Annotated in this window: 18 protein-coding genes and 1 tRNA gene; 13 read left to right on the forward strand and 6 right to left on the reverse strand. The window is 66.4% G+C overall.

The features are described 5' to 3' along the window. The first annotated feature begins 233 nt into the window (after positions 1-233). On the forward strand, positions 234-1,721 hold the full coding sequence (locus tag GHK24_RS06240; RefSeq protein ID WP_153470686.1) for a high affinity choline transporter 1: 1,488 nt from the start codon (positions 234-236) through the stop codon (positions 1,719-1,721). Positions 1,722-1,737: 16 nt separating this feature from the next. Here GHK24_RS06240 and GHK24_RS06245 read toward each other — a convergent pair whose 3' ends face one another. Further along, the gene (locus tag GHK24_RS06245) at positions 1,738-2,715 is read right to left on the reverse strand and encodes a VirK/YbjX family protein (RefSeq protein ID WP_194286386.1); all 978 of its coding nucleotides are present in this window, start codon (positions 2,713-2,715) and stop codon (positions 1,738-1,740) included. Between the two features lie 240 nt (positions 2,716-2,955). On the opposite strand from GHK24_RS06245, the gene rapZ reads away from it, so the two are divergent. From rapZ to GHK24_RS06270, 5 genes are all read left to right on the forward strand, one after another. Continuing rightward, positions 2,956-3,816, forward strand: a complete 861-nt coding sequence (gene rapZ, locus GHK24_RS06250; protein WP_153470692.1) for an RNase adapter RapZ — start codon at positions 2,956-2,958, stop codon at positions 3,814-3,816. Continuing rightward, on the forward strand, positions 3,816-4,190 hold the full coding sequence (locus GHK24_RS06255; RefSeq protein WP_153470695.1) for a NusG domain II-containing protein: 375 nt from the start codon (positions 3,816-3,818) through the stop codon (positions 4,188-4,190). Before rapZ ends, GHK24_RS06255 begins: the two co-directional genes overlap by 1 nt. 74 nt (positions 4,191-4,264) lie before the next feature. Next, on the forward strand, positions 4,265-4,834 hold the full coding sequence (locus tag GHK24_RS06260; RefSeq protein ID WP_194286393.1) for a Gx transporter family protein: 570 nt from the start codon (positions 4,265-4,267) through the stop codon (positions 4,832-4,834). Further along, positions 4,827-5,462, forward strand: coding sequence for a flavin prenyltransferase UbiX (locus GHK24_RS06265; protein WP_153470698.1), 636 nt, complete (start codon positions 4,827-4,829; stop codon positions 5,460-5,462). The genes GHK24_RS06260 and GHK24_RS06265 overlap by 8 nt, the downstream gene beginning before the upstream one ends. Before the next feature lie 76 nt (positions 5,463-5,538). Next, the gene (locus GHK24_RS06270) at positions 5,539-6,753 is read left to right on the forward strand and encodes an MFS transporter (RefSeq protein ID WP_340666120.1); all 1,215 of its coding nucleotides are present in this window, start codon (positions 5,539-5,541) and stop codon (positions 6,751-6,753) included. Here the strand turns inward: GHK24_RS06270 and mutY are convergent. Then, on the reverse strand, positions 6,734-7,918 hold the full coding sequence (gene mutY, locus GHK24_RS06275) for an A/G-specific adenine glycosylase (RefSeq protein ID WP_340666121.1): 1,185 nt from the start codon (positions 7,916-7,918) through the stop codon (positions 6,734-6,736). The genes GHK24_RS06270 and mutY overlap by 20 nt on opposite strands. 64 nt (positions 7,919-7,982) lie before the next feature. Then, positions 7,983-9,299, reverse strand: a complete 1,317-nt coding sequence (gene purT / locus GHK24_RS06280) for a formate-dependent phosphoribosylglycinamide formyltransferase (RefSeq protein ID WP_153470701.1) — start codon at positions 9,297-9,299, stop codon at positions 7,983-7,985. A 173-nt stretch (positions 9,300-9,472) separates the two neighbouring features. Between purT and GHK24_RS06285 the strand changes: the two genes are divergently transcribed. Both GHK24_RS06285 and GHK24_RS06290 read left to right on the forward strand, forming a co-directional pair. After that, positions 9,473-9,985, forward strand: a complete 513-nt coding sequence (locus GHK24_RS06285; protein ID WP_153470705.1) for a flavin reductase family protein — start codon at positions 9,473-9,475, stop codon at positions 9,983-9,985. A gap of 154 nt (positions 9,986-10,139) precedes the next feature. Continuing rightward, positions 10,140-10,213, forward strand: a tRNA-Gly gene (locus GHK24_RS06290). Between the two features lie 70 nt (positions 10,214-10,283). On the opposite strand, the gene GHK24_RS06295 is transcribed toward GHK24_RS06290, so the two are convergent. Beyond that, complete coding sequence (locus tag GHK24_RS06295; RefSeq protein WP_153470708.1) at positions 10,284-10,532, reverse strand: hypothetical protein; 249 nt, start codon at positions 10,530-10,532, stop codon at positions 10,284-10,286. Further along, complete coding sequence (locus GHK24_RS06300) at positions 10,529-11,695, reverse strand: ABC transporter substrate-binding protein (RefSeq protein ID WP_153470711.1); 1,167 nt, start codon at positions 11,693-11,695, stop codon at positions 10,529-10,531. The genes GHK24_RS06295 and GHK24_RS06300 overlap by 4 nt, the downstream gene beginning before the upstream one ends. A gap of 119 nt (positions 11,696-11,814) precedes the next feature. Here GHK24_RS06300 and thiS point away from each other — a divergent pair, with 119 nt between their 5' ends. The 3 genes from thiS (at position 11,815) to trmB (ending at position 13,965) form a co-directional block, all read left to right on the forward strand. After that, a complete protein-coding gene (gene thiS / locus GHK24_RS06305) occupies positions 11,815-12,015 on the forward strand; it encodes a sulfur carrier protein ThiS (protein ID WP_153470718.1) in 201 nt (66 codons plus the stop codon). A gap of 259 nt (positions 12,016-12,274) precedes the next feature. After that, positions 12,275-13,069, forward strand: coding sequence for a thiazole synthase (locus GHK24_RS06310; RefSeq protein ID WP_153470721.1), 795 nt, complete (start codon positions 12,275-12,277; stop codon positions 13,067-13,069). A gap of 212 nt (positions 13,070-13,281) precedes the next feature. Next, positions 13,282-13,965 (forward strand): tRNA (guanosine(46)-N7)-methyltransferase TrmB, encoded by a 684-nt coding sequence (gene trmB / locus GHK24_RS06315; protein ID WP_228384589.1) that lies wholly within the window; start codon positions 13,282-13,284, stop codon positions 13,963-13,965. A 58-nt stretch (positions 13,966-14,023) separates the two neighbouring features. Here the strand turns inward: trmB and GHK24_RS06320 are convergent, their stop codons facing one another. Next, positions 14,024-14,653, reverse strand: a complete 630-nt coding sequence (locus GHK24_RS06320; protein WP_153470724.1) for an energy transducer TonB — start codon at positions 14,651-14,653, stop codon at positions 14,024-14,026. Positions 14,654-14,700: 47 nt separating this feature from the next. Here GHK24_RS06320 and GHK24_RS06325 point away from each other — a divergent pair, with 47 nt between their 5' ends. Continuing rightward, positions 14,701-15,924, forward strand: coding sequence for an ankyrin repeat domain-containing protein (locus tag GHK24_RS06325; RefSeq protein WP_228384568.1), 1,224 nt, complete (start codon positions 14,701-14,703; stop codon positions 15,922-15,924). Positions 15,925-16,014: 90 nt separating this feature from the next. Next, a complete protein-coding gene (locus GHK24_RS06330; protein ID WP_228384569.1) occupies positions 16,015-16,527 on the forward strand; it encodes a DUF2242 domain-containing protein in 513 nt (170 codons plus the stop codon). Positions 16,528-16,533: the final 6 nt, after the last annotated feature.

Raw genomic sequence — 16,533 nt, forward strand, 5'->3', positions numbered from 1 at the left:
CAGCGGAGCAGGCGCTTTCCTGTCGGCTTAGACACTTGCGTTGCCTTCCCACGCGCTACCCACAGACTTATCCACAGTAAATGTGGATGAAGCGAGTGTGAGGGGGCGTGTGGACGTCTTGCCACGGCTGGGCGAAAACCTTGCCGCCGCTGTGTTTTCCGAGCGCCCCGCCGGGCCTGATAACCGTATAATTCGCTGCCATTTTTTCCACTCTGCGCGGATTCCGCCCGGCCATGCTCGTCTGGTTTGTCGCCTTTTACCTCGTCGCTTCGATTGGCGTTGGCCTGTATGCCGCGACGCGGGTGCATAACGCCAAGGATTTCGCCGTCGCCGGGCGGCGCTTGCCCTTGCCGGTGGTGACGGCGACGGTCTTCGCCACGTGGTTCGGCGCCGAGGCGGTGTTCGGCGTTTCGGCGACCTTCGTCAAGGAGGGCGTGCGTGGCGTCGTTGCCGATCCGTTCGGCGCCAGCCTGTGCCTTGTCATCGCCGGCATCTTTTATGGCGCCGTTCTCTACAAGCTCAACATCCTGACACTCGGCGACTTCTTCCGCATGCGCTACAACCGCACGGTCGAGGTGCTGACGACGCTGTGCATCGTTGCGTCGTATCTCGGCTGGGTGTCGGCGCAGATCAAGGCGCTGGGCCTCGTCTTCAATGTCGTGACCGACGGCGCGATTTCGCAGCAGGCGGGCATGGTGCTCGGCGCGCTCATCGTCCTCACCTACACCACCTTTGGCGGCATGTTCTCGGTGGCGATACTCGATTTTGTGCAGATGGGCGTCGTCATGGGCGGCCTGCTCTATATCGGCTATCTGGTCTCCGGCATGACCGGCGGCGCCGATGTCGTGATCAGCCACGCCGCAGCCGCCGGCAAGCTGGATCTCTTTCCTACCGGCGGTGCCGTCGAGTGGCTGGGCTTTCTCGGCGCCTGGGTGACGATGATGCTCGGCTCGATTCCGCAGCAGGACGTCTTCCAGCGCGTCACCTCGGCGAAGAGCGCGAAGATCGCCATCTGGGCGTCGGTGCTCGGCGGCGGGATCTACTTCTGTTTCACCTTCGTACCGATGTTCATCGCCTATTCAGCGACCTTGATCGCTCCCGAGCAATTCACGGCGCTCATCGACTCCGACCCGCAACTGGTGCTGCCGACGCTGGTGCTGCAACACACGCCGGTGGCGGCGCAGGCGATCTTCTTCGGCGCCGTGCTGGCGGCGATCATGAGCTGCTCGTCGGCAACGCTGCTGGCGCCCTCGGTGGCTTTTTCCGAGAACATCGTGCGCGCCTATTTTCCCGGTATCAGCGATCAGGCCTTCCTGCGCATGATGCGCATCACCATCGTCTGCTTTGCCGGCGTCGTGCTGTTGTTCGCTCTTAATACCAACGACTCGATCTTCCAGATGGTCGAGAACGCCTACAAGGTGACGCTGGCGGGCGCTTTCGTGCCGTTGTTCTTCGGCGCCTTCTGGAAGCGCGCGACGACGCAGGGGGCGCTGACGGCGATCTTCTGCGGGCTGGCGTCCTGGCTCGCCGTCGAAGCCGTGCTCGGCGACGACAGCATCGTTCCGCCACAACTGATCGGCTTCGCCATGAGCATTCTCGGCATGATCGCCGGCTCGCTGCTGCCGCAACGCATCGGCTTGCCGTCAGCCGCCCCAGTGCCTGCTGCCGCCATGGCGGCGCGCGGCCTCGCCGAATCGTCGGTGCGTCGCTCCGACGGCTAAACGCGCCGCTCGCCCGTCAGGCGAGGCTCACTTTCGGGCGTTGCTTGGGCGCCGGACGATTCGTTTCGTGCCAGAGGCGATCTGCGCGCTCGACGGAATCTCGCAGCAGCGCCGTCGCGGTGGTGGCGACTTTTTCGGCAAGATCGCTGCGCAGGGCATTCCTTTTGCGGTACTCGGAGCGGTGGTGATTGGGAATCTCGCTCAACTCGCGGTGCGCCAGCGTCAAAGGCAGCCGGAATCTGCCGCCGGCCTCGGCAATGCCGCCGACCTCTGACCAGAGCGTGTCGTAATCGGCGAAGGTGGCAGCGCTGCGGTAAACGCGCGACGCGTTGGAGACGCCGAAAACAGTACCGACATTCCAGACCCGCGCCAGCGGCATGAGTGCTTCCAAAAGCAGGTTTTTCGGCCGGATGCCGTGGCACTCTTTGGTTGCCACCTTGATCAGCTCGCGGGCATCCGGGCTGCGTACGCCCTGGATGCAGCCAATCTCGAGCGAGAGCGTTTTCATCGTGGCGTGCAGCGAAAAGGCGAGGCGAAAGACATCGCGTTGCTGCGCGCTGTCGCGCAAGCCCAGGATCAACTCGCCTTCACGGTCGAATTTGTCGGTTCTGCAAAGGGTAATGGCGTAGGGAGTCCCGCGCTTTCCCATGATTTCGGCCAGCCGGATGGACTGTCCGCTGACAAGGAGCAGGCGTTGTTCCGGCGCCAACAGGCGGGCCAGCACGGCGTGGTGGCTGGCAATGACGGCGGCGCGCTGGGCGAACGAATAGTGGCGGTTGAGATAGTGCCGGCTCGGTTTCAGCAGGAAACGCGGATTGTGCGTGAGGCAAAGCTGGAGTTCCGGGACGCTTCGTACGGCGGATGACCAGTGGAAGGCGGCGAGTGGATTGATCAGTCCTCGCAGTAGGTAACGTGAAACTCGGACGGCACGTCGTGTCCGGTTCAGTCCCCAGACATGTGAAACGGACTGGCAATAAGCCTGCAGGTGGTTCAAGTTCATTTCAGGGCAAGAGTCTTGCCGGAGGGTTAGGCGATTGTTGCCAATTGTAACAACGTGTGGCGTGCGGGCGAAGGATTAATGCCGATTGGGCGTGTCGGGCATGACCAGGCTCGAGCCGTCAGTGGCGTTGTTTCACTTGGCCCGGTCGTGGATAGGCATCGGCGCGGAGCTGGCGGTGTCGTTCTCCAGCTTCCGGCTTGCCCCGTCGGGCGGCGTTCCGCTATCCTGAAGCGCATGCACCTCGTCCTTATCAGCGGCCTGTCCGGTTCCGGCAAATCGATCGCCCTCAAGGTGCTTGAGGATGCCGGCTACTATTGCGTCGACAATTTGCCGTCGCTCCTGCTGCCGCAGCTGGTGGGGCAGCTCGACCAGCAGGGCTACGACAAATGCGCGGTGGCCATCGACATTCGCGGCGGCGAGAGCGTCGCCATGTTGCCGCAGCAGCTCGATGCCTTGCGTGCCCACGACCTGCAACTGCAGTTCCTCTTCCTCGACGCCAAGAACGAGACGCTGCTCAAGCGTTTTTCCGAAACGCGGCGGCGCCACCCGCTGGCGATTGGCGATAGCACCCTGTCGGAGGCGATTGCCGAGGAGCGTTTGCGACTCGAGGAGTTGGTCGAACTCGGGCATCACATCGATACCAGCGACGTGCTGCCCAATACGCTGCGCGATTGGGTGCGCCAGTTCGTCGCCGCCGAGCCGGGGCAGGGACTGACCTTGCTGTTCGAGTCCTTCGGTTTCAAGCATGGGCTGCCGCTCGACGCCGATCTTGTCTTCGACGTGCGCTGCCTGCCCAATCCGCATTACGACGCGCAACTGCGGCCCTTGACCGGCTGCGACCTGCCGGTGCTCGAGTTTCTCGAAAGCCAGCCGGAAGTGCTGCGCATGCGCGACGACATTGCCCGCTTCATCGGCGACTGGCTGCCGTCCTACATCCGCGACAGTCGCAATTACCTGACCATCGCCATCGGCTGTACGGGCGGCCAGCATCGCTCGGTGTATTTCGCCGAGTATCTGGGGCGCCTGTTTCAGTCGCATGCCCGCGTTCTCGTTCGCCACCGTCAGATTGCGCCGCCCGCTACCGGGAGCGCCTGATGCGCTGGCTGGATTTCGTCCGCCCCGGCGACTGGGCGGTGGCAGCGGCGGGCGCCGGGCTGGTGGCAGTGTCGTTTCCGCTCGCCTTTCAGGCCGGCGTTGCCGAGAAAGCGGTGGTCAAGCGGGGGGGCGAGGTCTTCGCCGAACTCGATCTCGGGCGTGATCGCCGTATCGACGTGCCGGGGCCGCTCGGGACGACGACGATTGCCGTCGAACGTCGGCGGGTGCGCGTCGTCGCCGATCCGGGGCCGCGTCAGTATTGCGTGCGGCAGGGCTGGCTGGAGCGGCCGGGCGAGATTGCCATTTGCGCGCCGAATCAGGTGAGCGTGCAGATCAAGGGAAATCGGGAGGCGTATGACTCGCTTAGTTATTGAGCGCGGCAGCGCCCGTGCGGCGGAGGCAGCGCGTGAGTGAGCCCAACGCGCCTGCCGCGTCGCGTACGGTGGCCTTGCTGACGACGCCGGAGGACCATCGCATCGCTCAACTGGCCGCCGCTGCCGTCGGCCTGTCGCTGATCGACGCGGCGATTCCCTTGCCCTTGCCGGGCATCAAGCCGGGGCTGGCGAACATCGTCACCCTGATCGTTCTGGCGCGCTATGGCTGGCGCACGGCGGCGTGGGTGAGCGGTTTGCGCGTCATTGCCGGTGCCTTGCTCCTGGGGCAGTTTCTGGCGCCGGGCTTCTTTCTCAGTCTGGCGGGCGCGCTCGGCAGTCTCGCCGTGCTCGGGCTGGCGTATCGTCTACCCCGGCGCTGGTTCGGGCCGGTCAGCTGGAGTATTTTGGCGGCCTTCGCGCACATCGGCAGTCAGCTGGTGCTGGCGCGCCTGTGGCTGATTCCGCATAACGGTCTGTTTTACATGGTTCCCTTCTTTTTCGTGGCAGCGCTCGGCTTCGGTATCATCAACGGCCTGATCGCCGCGCGCCTGCTTGCCGAGGCGCCTGCCGACGCGCCGCCGCCAGATGGCGAGGTGGCGCCCCTCACCCGGCTATCCGCCGACTCCGGAGTTCCGCATGCCTGATACCGTCTGCCTCGCCTTTACCGGCGCTTCCGGCATGCCCTACGGGGTTCGTCTGCTCGAATGCCTGCTGGCGGCCGGCTGCCGCGTGCAGCTTTTGTACTCGCAGGCGGCACAGATCGTCGCCCGGCAGGAGATGGGGCTGGAATTGCCGGCACGGGCCGCCGACCTGCGTGCGACGCTGCGCGAGCGCTACGCCGATTTGCCTGGAACGCTGGAGGTCTACGGCCGCGAAGAGTGGTTCGCGCCGGTGGCCAGCGGCTCCAATCCACCCGACGCCATGGTGATCTGCCCGTGTTCGATGGGAACGCTTGCTGCCGTGGCGCAGGGCCTGGCGGACAAGCTGATCGAACGCGCCGCTGACGTGGTGCTGAAGGAGGGGCGGCGGCTGATTCTGGTGCCGCGTGAAACGCCCCTCTCGGCGATTCATCTCGAAAACATGCTGCGTCTGGCGCGCGCGGGGGCGGTCATCCTGCCGCCCAATCCTGGCTTTTATCACCACCCGCAAAGCGTCGATGCGCTGATCGATTTCGTCGTTGCGCGCATTCTCGATCAGTTGCGCGTGCCGCATTCGCTGATGCAGCGCTGGGGTGCGACCGCTGCCGGAACGGAGGCTCCCGGCCTCGCATGAGTGGCGATTCAGACGCCGCGCGAGTGGCCGGGGTGTCCCGGCTCCGCCGGTGAGTACGCCGCCTAGGGCGCCAACCGTGGCGCCCGTGCTCGCCGTCGACGCGACCGCCGCGCGGCGCCTGACCGCGCTCTTCTGTCTGGCGGAAATCCTTTCGATGAGCGGTTTCGCACTGGCGCCGTCGCTGCTGCCGCATTTCACGTCCATGTGGCAGATGAGCGCGACGCAGGGCGGCTGGCTGGGGGGCATGTATTTCATCGGCTACATCCTCGCCGTGCCGCTCTTGCTCAACCTGACCGATCGCATCGACGCGCGCCGCGTACATCTTGCCGGTGCGCTTATGTCGGCGCTGGCCTTGGCCGGTTTCGCCTTGACGGCGCGCGCTCTGAACGTCGCCCTCGCCTGGTGGTGGCTGGCCGGACTGGCGCTCGCCGGCACCTACATGCCCGGTCTGAAAGCGCTGACTGACCGCCTGCCGCCTTCCGCGCAGTCGCGTTGCACGGCGTTCTACACGGCGAGCTTCGGCGTCGGCGCCGGCATTTCCTTCCTGTGGGTCGATGCGGCGCAGCGCTGGCTGGCGTGGCCCACCCTGTTTAGCCTCGCGGCGCTGGCCTCCCTCGCGGCGGCTGCGCTGGTCTGGCTGGGCGTGGCGCCCAAGGCGCCCGTGGCACAGCGCCCCGATCCCGCGCGCTGGCGTCGCGTACTGCGTGACCGCCGGGTGATTGCCTATTGCGGGGCGTATTTTGGCCACAACTGGGAGCTTTTCGCCTTTCGGAGCTGGCTGGTCGCCTATCTCGTCTGGGTCGAGGCGGTGGCGCCGTCGTTGTGGACGTCATCGCCCGGCCTGATTGCCGCACTGGCAACGTTTCTGGCGGTGCCGGCGAGCATTCTCGGCAACGAGGGCGCGCAGCGCTGGGGGCGTCGCCGCTGGCTGACGCGGGTCATGCCAGCCTCGGGCTTGCTGGCGCTGGCTGTCGCGCTGACGCCGCCGCACTGGAGCTGGCTGCTGGCGCCCTTGCTGCTGATCTACGCGGCGACGATGAACCTCGATTCGGCGGCGATGACGGCCGGCCTCCTCACCGGGACCGCGCCGAGCGAACGCGGCGCCGCGCTGGCGGTGTACGCGACGGTCGGTTTTGCCGGCGCTGGTTTGGGGCCTGTGCTTTTCGGCCTTGCCCTCGATCTCGTCGGGCCGGGAAGCCGTGCTGGCTGGGGGGCAGGCTTCCTGACGCTGGCGGCAGGGATATTTCTCGGGCGCTGGGCGATTGCCCGCTTCAGTCCGGCAGCGCGCTGAATAGCCGGCGGATCGGTGCCGGTAAGGCGGCACGCGCAAGTGTCGCTTCTGCCGTGTGCGCGTGGGCGCTGCGGGCCAGCCAGTACCAGCCGTCTTCGGCGATACCGCCACCCGGCGCGGTGACATGGCAGCGCAAGGCGCGGATATGCAGCCGGAAGTGGCTGAATACATGCGTCAATGCCGGAAGAACCTCCATCTGTCGCAACCGGCAGCCGTGGCGGCGGGCGAGCGCACTCGCTGCTGTTCGTTCGGCATCGCTGATGGCGGCGGCCTCAAGGTCGGTCGCCGGCGGGGCGCTGTCGTCGAGGCCGCCGCTGACGAGTTCCGGCGGCGCCAGCAGGCCGCCCCAGATACCGCTGGCGGGGCGCCGTTCAAGCAGCACGCGGGCGCCGTCATCGAGAATGAGGAAGGTCGTCTGCCGTTCGGGAACGTGTTTTTTCGGACGTGGCGAGGGCAGTTCGGCCTGCCGTTGCTCGCGGCGGGCGACGCAGCCGGCGGCGAGCGGGCAGTCGTTGCAGCGCGCCTGACCGCGCGTGCACAGTGTCGCACCGAGGTCCATCAGCCCTTGCGTGTAGGCGTCGACGCCCTGCGTGGGCAGCAGTGCCTCGGCCAGCGCCCACAGGCGGCGCTCGATAGCGGGTGAGCCGGTGAAACCCTCAATGCCGAAGTGACGCGCGAAAACGCGTTTGACGTTGCCGTCGAGGATGGCGGCACGCTCGCCAAAGCCGAAGACGGCAATCGCCGCCGCCGTCGAGCGGCCGATGCCCGGCAGTTCGGCAATACGCTCCGCCGCAGGCGGGAAGCGGCCGTTGTGCTCGGCGACAAGGGTTTGCGCGCAGCGGTGCAGATTGCGCGCCCGCGCGTAGTAGCCGAGTCCCGCCCAGTGTTCGAGTACATCGCCCAGCGGCGCCGCCGCCAGCGCGTCGAGGGTCGGAAAGCGCGCAAGAAAGCGCAGGTAGTAGGGGATGACCGTCGCGACCTGCGTTTGCTGCAACATGATTTCGGACAGCCAGACACGATACGGATCGCGCGCCGAATCGCGCTGCTGCCAGGGCAGATCGTGGCGACCGTGCTGTCGTTGCCAGTCGATGACGCGCTCGGCAAAGCCCGCGTCGACACCCGCTGGCAAGGGGGCGGTAGGCAGACGGGCGGACGGCGGCTTCACCGGCGCGCCGCCCCGCCCAAGGCAAGGGCGCGCCAGCGCCAGCCGTGCGAACGCTGCACCGCCTTCATCGTGCCCGCGGCTGAACGCGGCTCGCGGCGAGCTTGGCGCGACGGCGCGCTTCGTCGGTATCGGCGGCGGTCACCAGCGCGACCCCCATACGTCGCTTGACGAAGCTCTCCGGTTTGCCAAAGAGGCGCAGATCGCTGTCGGGTACGGCCAGCGCGTCGGCAATTCCATCGAAGGCGATGCCGCTGGCGTCGACACCTCCGTAGATCACCGCCGAGGCGCCCGGCGCACGCAGCGTCACGTCGACCGGCAGGCCGAGGATGGCGCGGGCGTGCAGTTCGAATTCGGAGAGGCGCTGCGTCGCCAGCGTGACCAGCCCGGTGTCGTGCGGGCGCGGGCTGACTTCCGAGAACCACACCATGTCGCCCTTGACGAAGAGTTCGACACCGAAGAGGCCGCGGCCGCCGAGATTGGCGGTCACGGCGCCGGCGATGTCACGTGCGCGCTGCCGCGCGACGGCGCTCATCGCCTGCGGCTGCCAGGATTCGACGTAATCGCCGGCCACCTGCACATGGCCGACCGGCTCGCAGAAGAAGGTTTCCACCGCCCCCGAGGCGCCGACGGCGCGCACGGTCAACTGTGTGATTTCGTAGTCGAAGTCGATGAAGCCTTCGACGATGATGCGCCCGCCGGCAACGCGGCCGCCCTGCTGCGCGGTGTTCCACGCCTTCTCGACGTCGTCGGCGCTGCGCAGCAGCGACTGGCCCTTGCCCGACGAGGACATCACCGGCTTGACCAGACAGGGGAAGCCGATACCCGGACGGCCTTCGCTACCGTCGATGGCGGCGCGCAGCGCGTCGAGCGAATCGGCAAAGGCGTAGGGCGAGGTCGGCAGGCCGAGTTCTTCGGCGGCAAGGCGGCGGATGCCTTCGCGGTTCATCGTCAGGCGCGTCGCGCGCGCCGTCGGAATCACCTCGGCGATGCCCTCGCGCTCGATCTCCTGCAGCATGTCGGTGGCGATGGCTTCGATCTCGGGAACGACCAGATGCGGGCGCTCGGCTTCGATGATCGCGCGCAGCGCGGCGCCGTCGGTCATCGTCACCACATGCGCGCGGTGCGCCACCTGCATGCCGGGGGCATCGGCGTAACGGTCTACGGCGATCGTCTCGACACCCAGTCGCTGCAAAGCGATAATCACTTCCTTGCCGAGTTCGCCGGCGCCGAGCAGCATCACGCGTGTGGCCGACGGACTCAAGGGCGTGCCGAGCGAGCCAAGCGGTCCCGGCGCGACGGCGCGGGAAGCGTCGATGGCCGATGCGCTGGCGGTTTGCGCCGCATTCGCCGAAGGCGCTGCCGCGCCGGTGTTTCCTGACATTGCAATGACTCCCGGAAGCCGTTTTGGACGGGCGATTCTAGCATGCGCTGTTGCTCTTCCCGGCCCTTGCGCGGCCTCGCTCAGAGGCTTTCCGGCGGCGGTGTTCCGGCGTTTTTGGCTGCGCACCGCCTGGCCCCACGTGTCGATTTCAACCGTTTTGTGTGGACTACCCGATGCCTTCTTCGACCTCCCCCGTTGCCGATTTTGATTCGCGAGCGTTCCGGCACGCGCTTGGCCGCTTTACCACCGGCGTAACCATCGTCACGGCGCGTGGCGCAGACGGCCAGCCGATTGGTTTGACGGTCAATTCCTTCAACTCGGTATCGCTCGATCCGCCACTGGTGGTCTGGAGCTTGTCGGCGAATTCGCCACGACTGGCAGATTTCGTCGCTGCCTCGCATTTCGCCGTCAACGTGCTGGCGGTCGATCAGCAGGCGCTATCGGATCGTTTTGCTGGCCGCGATCCCGAACGCTTCGCGGGACTCGAACCACGGCAAGGACTCGGCGGCGCGCCGCTGTTCGACGGCTGCTGTGCCTGGTTCGAGTGCGCCAACGAAATTCGCCACGAAGGCGGCGATCACCTTGTTTTCATCGGCCGCGTCGAGCGCTTTGCGACGGGGGATGCGCACGTGCCGCTGGTCTTCCATGCCGGGCGCTACCGCGCCCTGGCCGAGCCGGCGCAGTAACTCCACAGTCCGCACGAGGACTCCGTTTGTGCCGACGCCGCTCTGCCGCCCTCGTAGGCGGCAGAGCCTACGTCTTGGTTGACGCGAAAGGTGTCCGCCCGCGCTACGGCGCACGCTTGTGGTGATCGGTGGCGCCGCATAGAATGGCGGCCTCGCGGGTGTAGTTCAATGGTAGAACGAAAGCTTCCCAAGCTTTATACGAGGGTTCGATTCCCTTCACCCGCTCCAGACAGCAAAGCGAAGGGCCGGAATTTCCGGCCCTTCGCTTTTTTTATCGACCTGCCGTCACCAACGGCGGCTACCAGCCATTGAAGTCCTTGGCGACTTGCCCGTCGTCGAGCATTTCGCCTTCGATCTTCACGCGCAGCAGAATCAGGCCGCGCAGGGATTCGCGGGCCTTGTCCTCCGGCCAGTTGTCTTGCGGGTGGCGCAGGCATTCCTCGACGGCTTCATGGTCGCTCAGGTCGACGCCGCAGATGGCGGCGTAGTAGGCCATTTCGCGGTCTAGCCGCGCCAGTTCGTCGTCGTAGTGCTCGAGTGCGCTCACGGCAGCGGAATCCAGTGCCCGTCCTTGACCGTCATCATCAGGCGGGCGCGGCTGTCCATGCCGTTGTGGTTGCGCGGCGACATGGTGAAGACGCCTTGTGCGCCGACGAGTTCACGCGTCTGCTCCAGCGCGTCGCGCAGCGCGGCGCGGAATTCCGGCGTGCCCGGCTTCGCTTTCTTCAGCGCTTCGGGAATGGTCTTTTGCAGCAGCAGGCCGGCGTCCCAGGTGTTGGCACCGAAGGTCGAGGTCGTGCCGGCGCCGTACTTTGCTTCGTAGAGCTTGATGTAGTTCTGCGCGACGGCCTTGATCGGGTTGCTCGCCGGCAGTTCGTCGGCAACGAGCATCGGTCCGCCGGCCATCAGCGTGCCTTCGACGCGGGCACCGCCGATGCGGATGAAGTCGTTGGTGGCGACGCCGTGCGTCTGGTAGATGCGTCCCTTGTAGCCTTTTTCGGCAAGCGCTGTTTGCGGCAGTACCGCCGGGCCGCCGGTGGCCGCGACGAAAACGGCATCGGGGCGGGCGGCGAGGAGCTTCAGCGCCTGCCCGGTGACGGACGGATCGGTGCGCGTGAAGCGCTCATTGGCGACGATGCGGATGCCGGCTTTTTCCGCCATCGGCGCGAACACCTTGTACCAGTTCTCGCCGTACGGATCGTTAAAACCAATGAAACCGATGCTGCGCACGTGCGTGGCGCGCATGTGGGCGACGACGGCTTCGGCGATGAGGTCGTCGTTTTGCGTCGTCTTGAATACCCAGTGGCGCTTGTCGTCCATCGGCGTCACCAGTGCCGAGGAACCGACCGTCGTGATCAGTGGCGTTTTCGCTTCGGCAACGAAGTCGAGCATGGCCAGCGCCGCCGGCGAGGTCGTCGGACCGATCAGCGCATCGACCTTGTATTCGGCGAGCAGCTTTTTCAGGTTGGTGACAGCGTTGGTTGGGTCGGAGGCGTCGTCGAGGACGACGTAATCGATTTTCTGTCCGCCGATTTCGCTCGGCAGCAAGGCAATCGTGTTCTTCTGGGGGATGCCGACGACAGCGGTGACACCGGTCGATGAGGCGATCACGCCGACTTTGATGTCGGCCAGGGCGATACTGGCCGATCCGGCAAGCAGGCTGGCGAGCAGCGCCGGCAAGAGGCGGCGACGAAGAAAACGCACGGGCATGGCAACTCCTCAAACAATGCGTAGAGACCGCGGATTATCCTCGAATCGCCGCCGAGAGGGCAGCGCCCGCTCCCGGCGGGGCCGTGCGTCGGGAGCGGGCGATGATAGAATCGCCCGCCATGAACCTCGTCATTAACGGCGAAACCCGCCCCTTTCCCGAACCGCTGACCGTTGCCGGCCTGGTCGATACGCTGGGCTTTGTCGGCAAGCGCATTGCCGTCGAAAAAAACGGCGACATCGTGCCGCGCAGTCGCTACGCCGAGACGCCTCTCGCCGAGGGCGACCGGCTGGAAATCGTCGTCGCGGTCGGCGGTGGCTGAGGGCGGTGGCTGTCGGTACGCGCTGTGCGGCGGCCAGCCGGGTGGGACGCATCTGCGCCCCGTTTGCCGAGCGCCGACGGCCTCGTGCCGGCGCGAAAATTGTCGCTGCTATTAGTTGCCAGAATGTGTCGATGCGCTATCGCAGATCACCTGTCTTCTGACCGCTGAGCGAGATCGCGCCGATGGGCGCGACATTCTCGGCGCTTCCCCAATTTCGCGCGCAACGCGCCCCGTTTATTTGCTTCCTTCCGGAAAAACCATGAACCGCACTGCTACCCCGCTCGTCATCGCCGGTCGCGAATACCGCTCGCGCCTGCTCGTCGGCACCGGCAAGTACAAGGATTTCGCCGAAACCCGCGCCGCCATCGACGCCTCCGGCGCCGAGATCGTCACCGTCGCCATCCGCCGCACCAACATCGGCCAGAACGCCGGCGAGCCGAACCTGCTCGATTTCCTGCCGCCGTCGCAGTTCACCATCCTGCCCAACACCGCCGGCTGTTACACCGCCGACGACGCGGTGCGCACGCTGCGTCTGGCGCGCGAACTGCTCGACGGCCACGCACTGGTCAAGCTCGAAGTCCTCGGCGACCCGAAGACGCTGTTCCCGAACATGCCGGAAACGCTGAAGGCCGCCGAAACGCTGGTCAAGGAAGGCTTCCAGGTGATGGTCTACTGCGCCGACGACCCGATCCAGGCGAAGATGCTCGAAGACATCGGCTGCGTTGCGATCATGCCGCTGGCCTCGCTGATCGGCTCCGGCATGGGCATCGTCAATCCGTGGAACCTGCGCCTGATCCTCGACGCGGCGAAGGTGCCGGTGCTGGTCGACGCCGGCGTCGGCACGGCTTCGGACGCGGCCATCGCCATGGAACTCGGCTGCGACGGCGTGCTGATGAACACCGCCATCGCGCACGCGCAGGACCCGGTGCTGATGGCGTCGGCGATGAAGAAGGCGGTCGAGGCTGGCCGCGAAGCCTTCCTCGCCGGGCGCATGGCGCGCAAGTTCTACTCGGCCGACCCCTCGTCGCCGACCACTGGCCTGATTGGTTCCTGACCATGACGACTCAAGACGACTCTACCGCCGCCAGCCAGCTGCGCGCCTCGCCGACCGACGCTGCGCCGGGTAACGCAGCGGCTCAGGACATGCGCCCCAAAGCAGGCCAAAAAATGGATCAGGAAGCAGGGCCCGTCGCGGGCCACGCCGCAGATGCCTCGACGCCCGCCAGCGATGGCGCTGCCGCCGTGTCGGCCGATACGGCGTCGCTGATGCAGCGCCCGGTGCGCAGTTTCGTCCTGCGTCAGGGACGCGTGTCGAACGCGCAGCAGCGCTACCGCGACAGCATGATGGCGAAGATCGGGGTCGACTACGCACCGGCGCAGCTCGATTTTGACGCGCTGTTCGGTCGTCGCGCGCCGCGCATTCTCGAAATCGGCTTTGGCATGGGCGAAACGACGGCGACCATCGCGGTTGCCCGCGCCGACCACGATTTTCTTGGTGTTGAAGTACACACGCCGGGCGTTGGCAGTCTGTGCAAGCTGATCGCCGAGCGCGGCCTTGGCAACGTGCGCATCATCCAGCACGACGCGGCCGAGGTCTTGCGCGACATGATCGCGCCCGACTCGCTGGCGGGAGTGCATGTGTTCTTCCCCGATCCCTGGCCGAAGCTGCGTCATCGCAAGCGTCGCCTGATTCAGCCACCGTTGGTGGCCTTGCTGACCGACCGCTTGATGCCGGGCGGCTACATTCACTGCGCCACGGACTGGGAAAACTACGCCGAGCAGATGCTCGAAACGCTGGCCGGCGAGCCGCGTCTCGAGAACACGGCGGCGGGCTTCGCACCGCGGCCGGATTACCGTCCGCTCACCAAATTCGAGCAGCGTGGCCTGCGCCTCGGGCACGGTATCTGGGATGTCGTCTTCCGCAAGCGCAGTCTGCCAGTGGCCGAGTGAGCGCGGTGCCGTATCGGGTGTGCCGGGCCTGCCGCGTGTGCCGACGATTCGCCGGCGGCTAGCGCAGACGGAATACCACCGGCAGTATCAGTTCGCGGCGGTGGCTTCCCGGCAGCGAACCCATCGCCCAGACGGCGCGCAGGGCGGCGTTGTCGAGAATCGCGTGCCCGCAACTGGCCGCGAGCTGGACGTCGCTGATCGCGCCGTCGGCGTCGAGCGTGAGCAAGACCCGCACTTCGCCTTCGAGACCGGCGGCGATGGCTTCCGGCGGGTAATACTGGTGCCTGGCGAGCTTCTTCTGCGCCGCGCGTACCTCGTTCGCAGACGGCTCGGGACGCGCTTCGCGACGGCTCGAGGCGGGGGCGGGTTTGGGTGGCGCTGCCGTCGCGTCTTTGGCGGGCGCGCGCGCGACGGGCGGCGGCTCGGGCGGCGTGGCCGGTGGGGGGGCGCTCGTATCGGCTTTGCTGGCTTTAGCGGTGGCGTCGAGCGTGTTCTTGAGGAGCGCTTCGGCGGGCGCTTCGGGCGGGCGCAGCCGCGCTTCCAGCGTAACAGTCGGCGGTGGGGGCGCCTTCCGGTGGATCGCGCCGGCGAGCAAAATCGCCGCGTGCAGCGTTACCGAGAGCGCGAGGGCGAGGGCAAGGCGTAAGGGCATGAGCGCGGTATTGTGCATCAAAACCAGCAAGGCCATGGCAGCGGCGGTATCTGCCGGGCATTGAGCGAAAAGGCGGAGCGACGATGAACATTCTCAGGATGGCAACACGGACAGGCCTCGCGGCGATGCCGGTGGCGGGCGGGCCTAACGGCGGGCGGGGATGGTTCGGCCACTGTTTGCGCCGATGCGGTATCGCTCTGGCGGCCTTGCTGACGTTTGCGTTCCTGCCCGTGGCGGCGCAGGCGGCGGCGCCCGATCCGATCGAGTTCGGCGTGACGGTCGAGCGCGGTGATGTGCGCACCGTCAAGCGCTGGCTCGATGAGGGTCTGAGTCCGGATTTCATCGCCGACCGCCTCGGCACCGGCCTCATGATCGCCGCGTGGAACGGCGATATTCCGATGATGAGCCTCTTCGTCGAGCGAGGGGCGACGGTGCGCCAGACCAATCGCGCGGGCGAGCAGGCACTTCTCCTGGCGGCCTGGAACGGCCATCTGCCGGCGGTGCAATGGTTGCTCGATCACGGCGCGACGCTGAATCGTCCCGACCTGCAATGGAGCGCCCTGCATTACGCAGTGTTCAATGGTCAGGAGAAGGTGGCGCAGTTCCTCATCGAGCGTGGCGCCAAGATCGATGCGCGTTCGCCCAATGCGTCGACGCCGCTGATGCTCGCCGCGCGTGAAGGGCGCGAGTCGCTGGCAAAAACGCTGCTCGAAGCGGGCGCCGATACCAAGGCCAAGAACGATTGGGGCGACAGCGCGCTGACCCTGGCGATGCGCTATGACCACCTGCGTCTGGGACGGATGATTTCGACGCCGGAAGAATTCGCCATCGCCGCGCGCGCGCCAAAGGAGAGCTTTGGCCCGGTCAGCCGTTCCGTCAGCGCTCCCGGCGAAATCGACGAGCTGCTGCGGCAATTGCGACAGGCGCAGGCTGAGGGGCGGCCTACCGACGAGTTGCGGCAGAAATTCTTCGCGGCGGTAAATACCTTCCGTCAGAACACGACACCCACGCCGCAGGCGGCGCGGCGCCCGTTCCCCTTGCCGCAAACGCCGGGAACGCTGGTCATCACCGGCCGGCGCGGTCAGGTCGGCAGCGAGCGTGCCGAATTGCAGTCGAGTGCACCGGTCGCCAAGCCGGCTTCCGCAGGTGCTGCCGAGGCGGGCAATGGCGGTCGCGCGCCGGCCGCCAGCACGCCGGGGCAAGTGGCTGATCTGCTGCGCGAGTTGCGTCTGGCCGAGGTGCAGGGGCGGCCAACGCAGGATATTCAGCGCCGTCTGAACGAGGCGCTCGACCGTCTGCCGCGTTAGCGCGGGGGATGGCGATTTGTCGTCAGGCGCCGCATGCGTGGCGCCTGTGCTTTTTGAGGATGATTGCCGATGAGTATGCGATTACGGTCCATGGCAGCACTGGCCGCAGCCGGCTGCGCTTTGGCCCTGCTTGGCGCGTGCAGTTCGGTGAAGGAAACGCACGCCTATCAGGCGGAAACCTTTCCCAGCGATACGCCGTTCCAGTACTACAGCAGCAAGGCGCCGGCAGCCGCGTGCGAAGTCGCCAAACGTGCCTTGTTGAGCCAGGGCTATCAGGTCAATGACAGCAAGCCGACGAACATCCAGGGCGAGAAGTATTTCCGGCCAACCCCCGACAAGGCGAGCCGGCTGGCCATCACGCTCGTCTGCCTGCCGAGCAATCTGGGAACCGCCATCTACGCCAATGCGCTGGAGACGGAATTCGAGATGAAATCGAAGGGCAGCAGCGCCGGCGTCAGCGTCTCGGCGATTGGTTCGCTGTCCTTGCCGTGGGCGGCGGACAAGGATTCGCTCGTCAAGGTAGGCGAGGAGACGGTCACTTCGACCGACTTTTACCGGCGGCTATTCGATCTGATCAAGGCGCTCGACGGCGACGACGAGTGAGCGCCT

Source organism: Rhodocyclus gracilis, from assembly GCF_009617575.1.
GTDB classification, from domain to species: Bacteria; Pseudomonadota; Gammaproteobacteria; order Burkholderiales; family Rhodocyclaceae; genus Rhodocyclus; species Rhodocyclus gracilis.

Coding starts and splice junctions, on each gene's coding strand:
- GHK24_RS06240 (WP_153470686.1), top strand. CDS start 234: ATGCTCGTCTGGTTTGTCGCCTTTTACCTCGTCGCTTCGATTGGCGTT.
- rapZ (WP_153470692.1), top strand. CDS start 2,956: ATGCACCTCGTCCTTATCAGCGGCCTGTCCGGTTCCGGCAAATCGATC.
- GHK24_RS06255 (WP_153470695.1), top strand. CDS start 3,816: ATGCGCTGGCTGGATTTCGTCCGCCCCGGCGACTGGGCGGTGGCAGCG.
- GHK24_RS06265 (WP_153470698.1), top strand. CDS start 4,827: ATGCCTGATACCGTCTGCCTCGCCTTTACCGGCGCTTCCGGCATGCCC.
- purT (WP_153470701.1), bottom strand. CDS start 9,299: ATGTCAGGAAACACCGGCGCGGCAGCGCCTTCGGCGAATGCGGCGCAA.
- GHK24_RS06285 (WP_153470705.1), top strand. CDS start 9,473: ATGCCTTCTTCGACCTCCCCCGTTGCCGATTTTGATTCGCGAGCGTTC.
- GHK24_RS06300 (WP_153470711.1), bottom strand. CDS start 11,695: ATGCCCGTGCGTTTTCTTCGTCGCCGCCTCTTGCCGGCGCTGCTCGCC.
- thiS (WP_153470718.1), top strand. CDS start 11,815: ATGAACCTCGTCATTAACGGCGAAACCCGCCCCTTTCCCGAACCGCTG.
- GHK24_RS06310 (WP_153470721.1), top strand. CDS start 12,275: ATGAACCGCACTGCTACCCCGCTCGTCATCGCCGGTCGCGAATACCGC.
- trmB (WP_228384589.1), top strand. CDS start 13,282: ATGCAGCGCCCGGTGCGCAGTTTCGTCCTGCGTCAGGGACGCGTGTCG.
- GHK24_RS06320 (WP_153470724.1), bottom strand. CDS start 14,653: ATGGCCTTGCTGGTTTTGATGCACAATACCGCGCTCATGCCCTTACGC.
- GHK24_RS06325 (WP_228384568.1), top strand. CDS start 14,701: ATGAACATTCTCAGGATGGCAACACGGACAGGCCTCGCGGCGATGCCG.
- GHK24_RS06330 (WP_228384569.1), top strand. CDS start 16,015: ATGGCAGCACTGGCCGCAGCCGGCTGCGCTTTGGCCCTGCTTGGCGCG.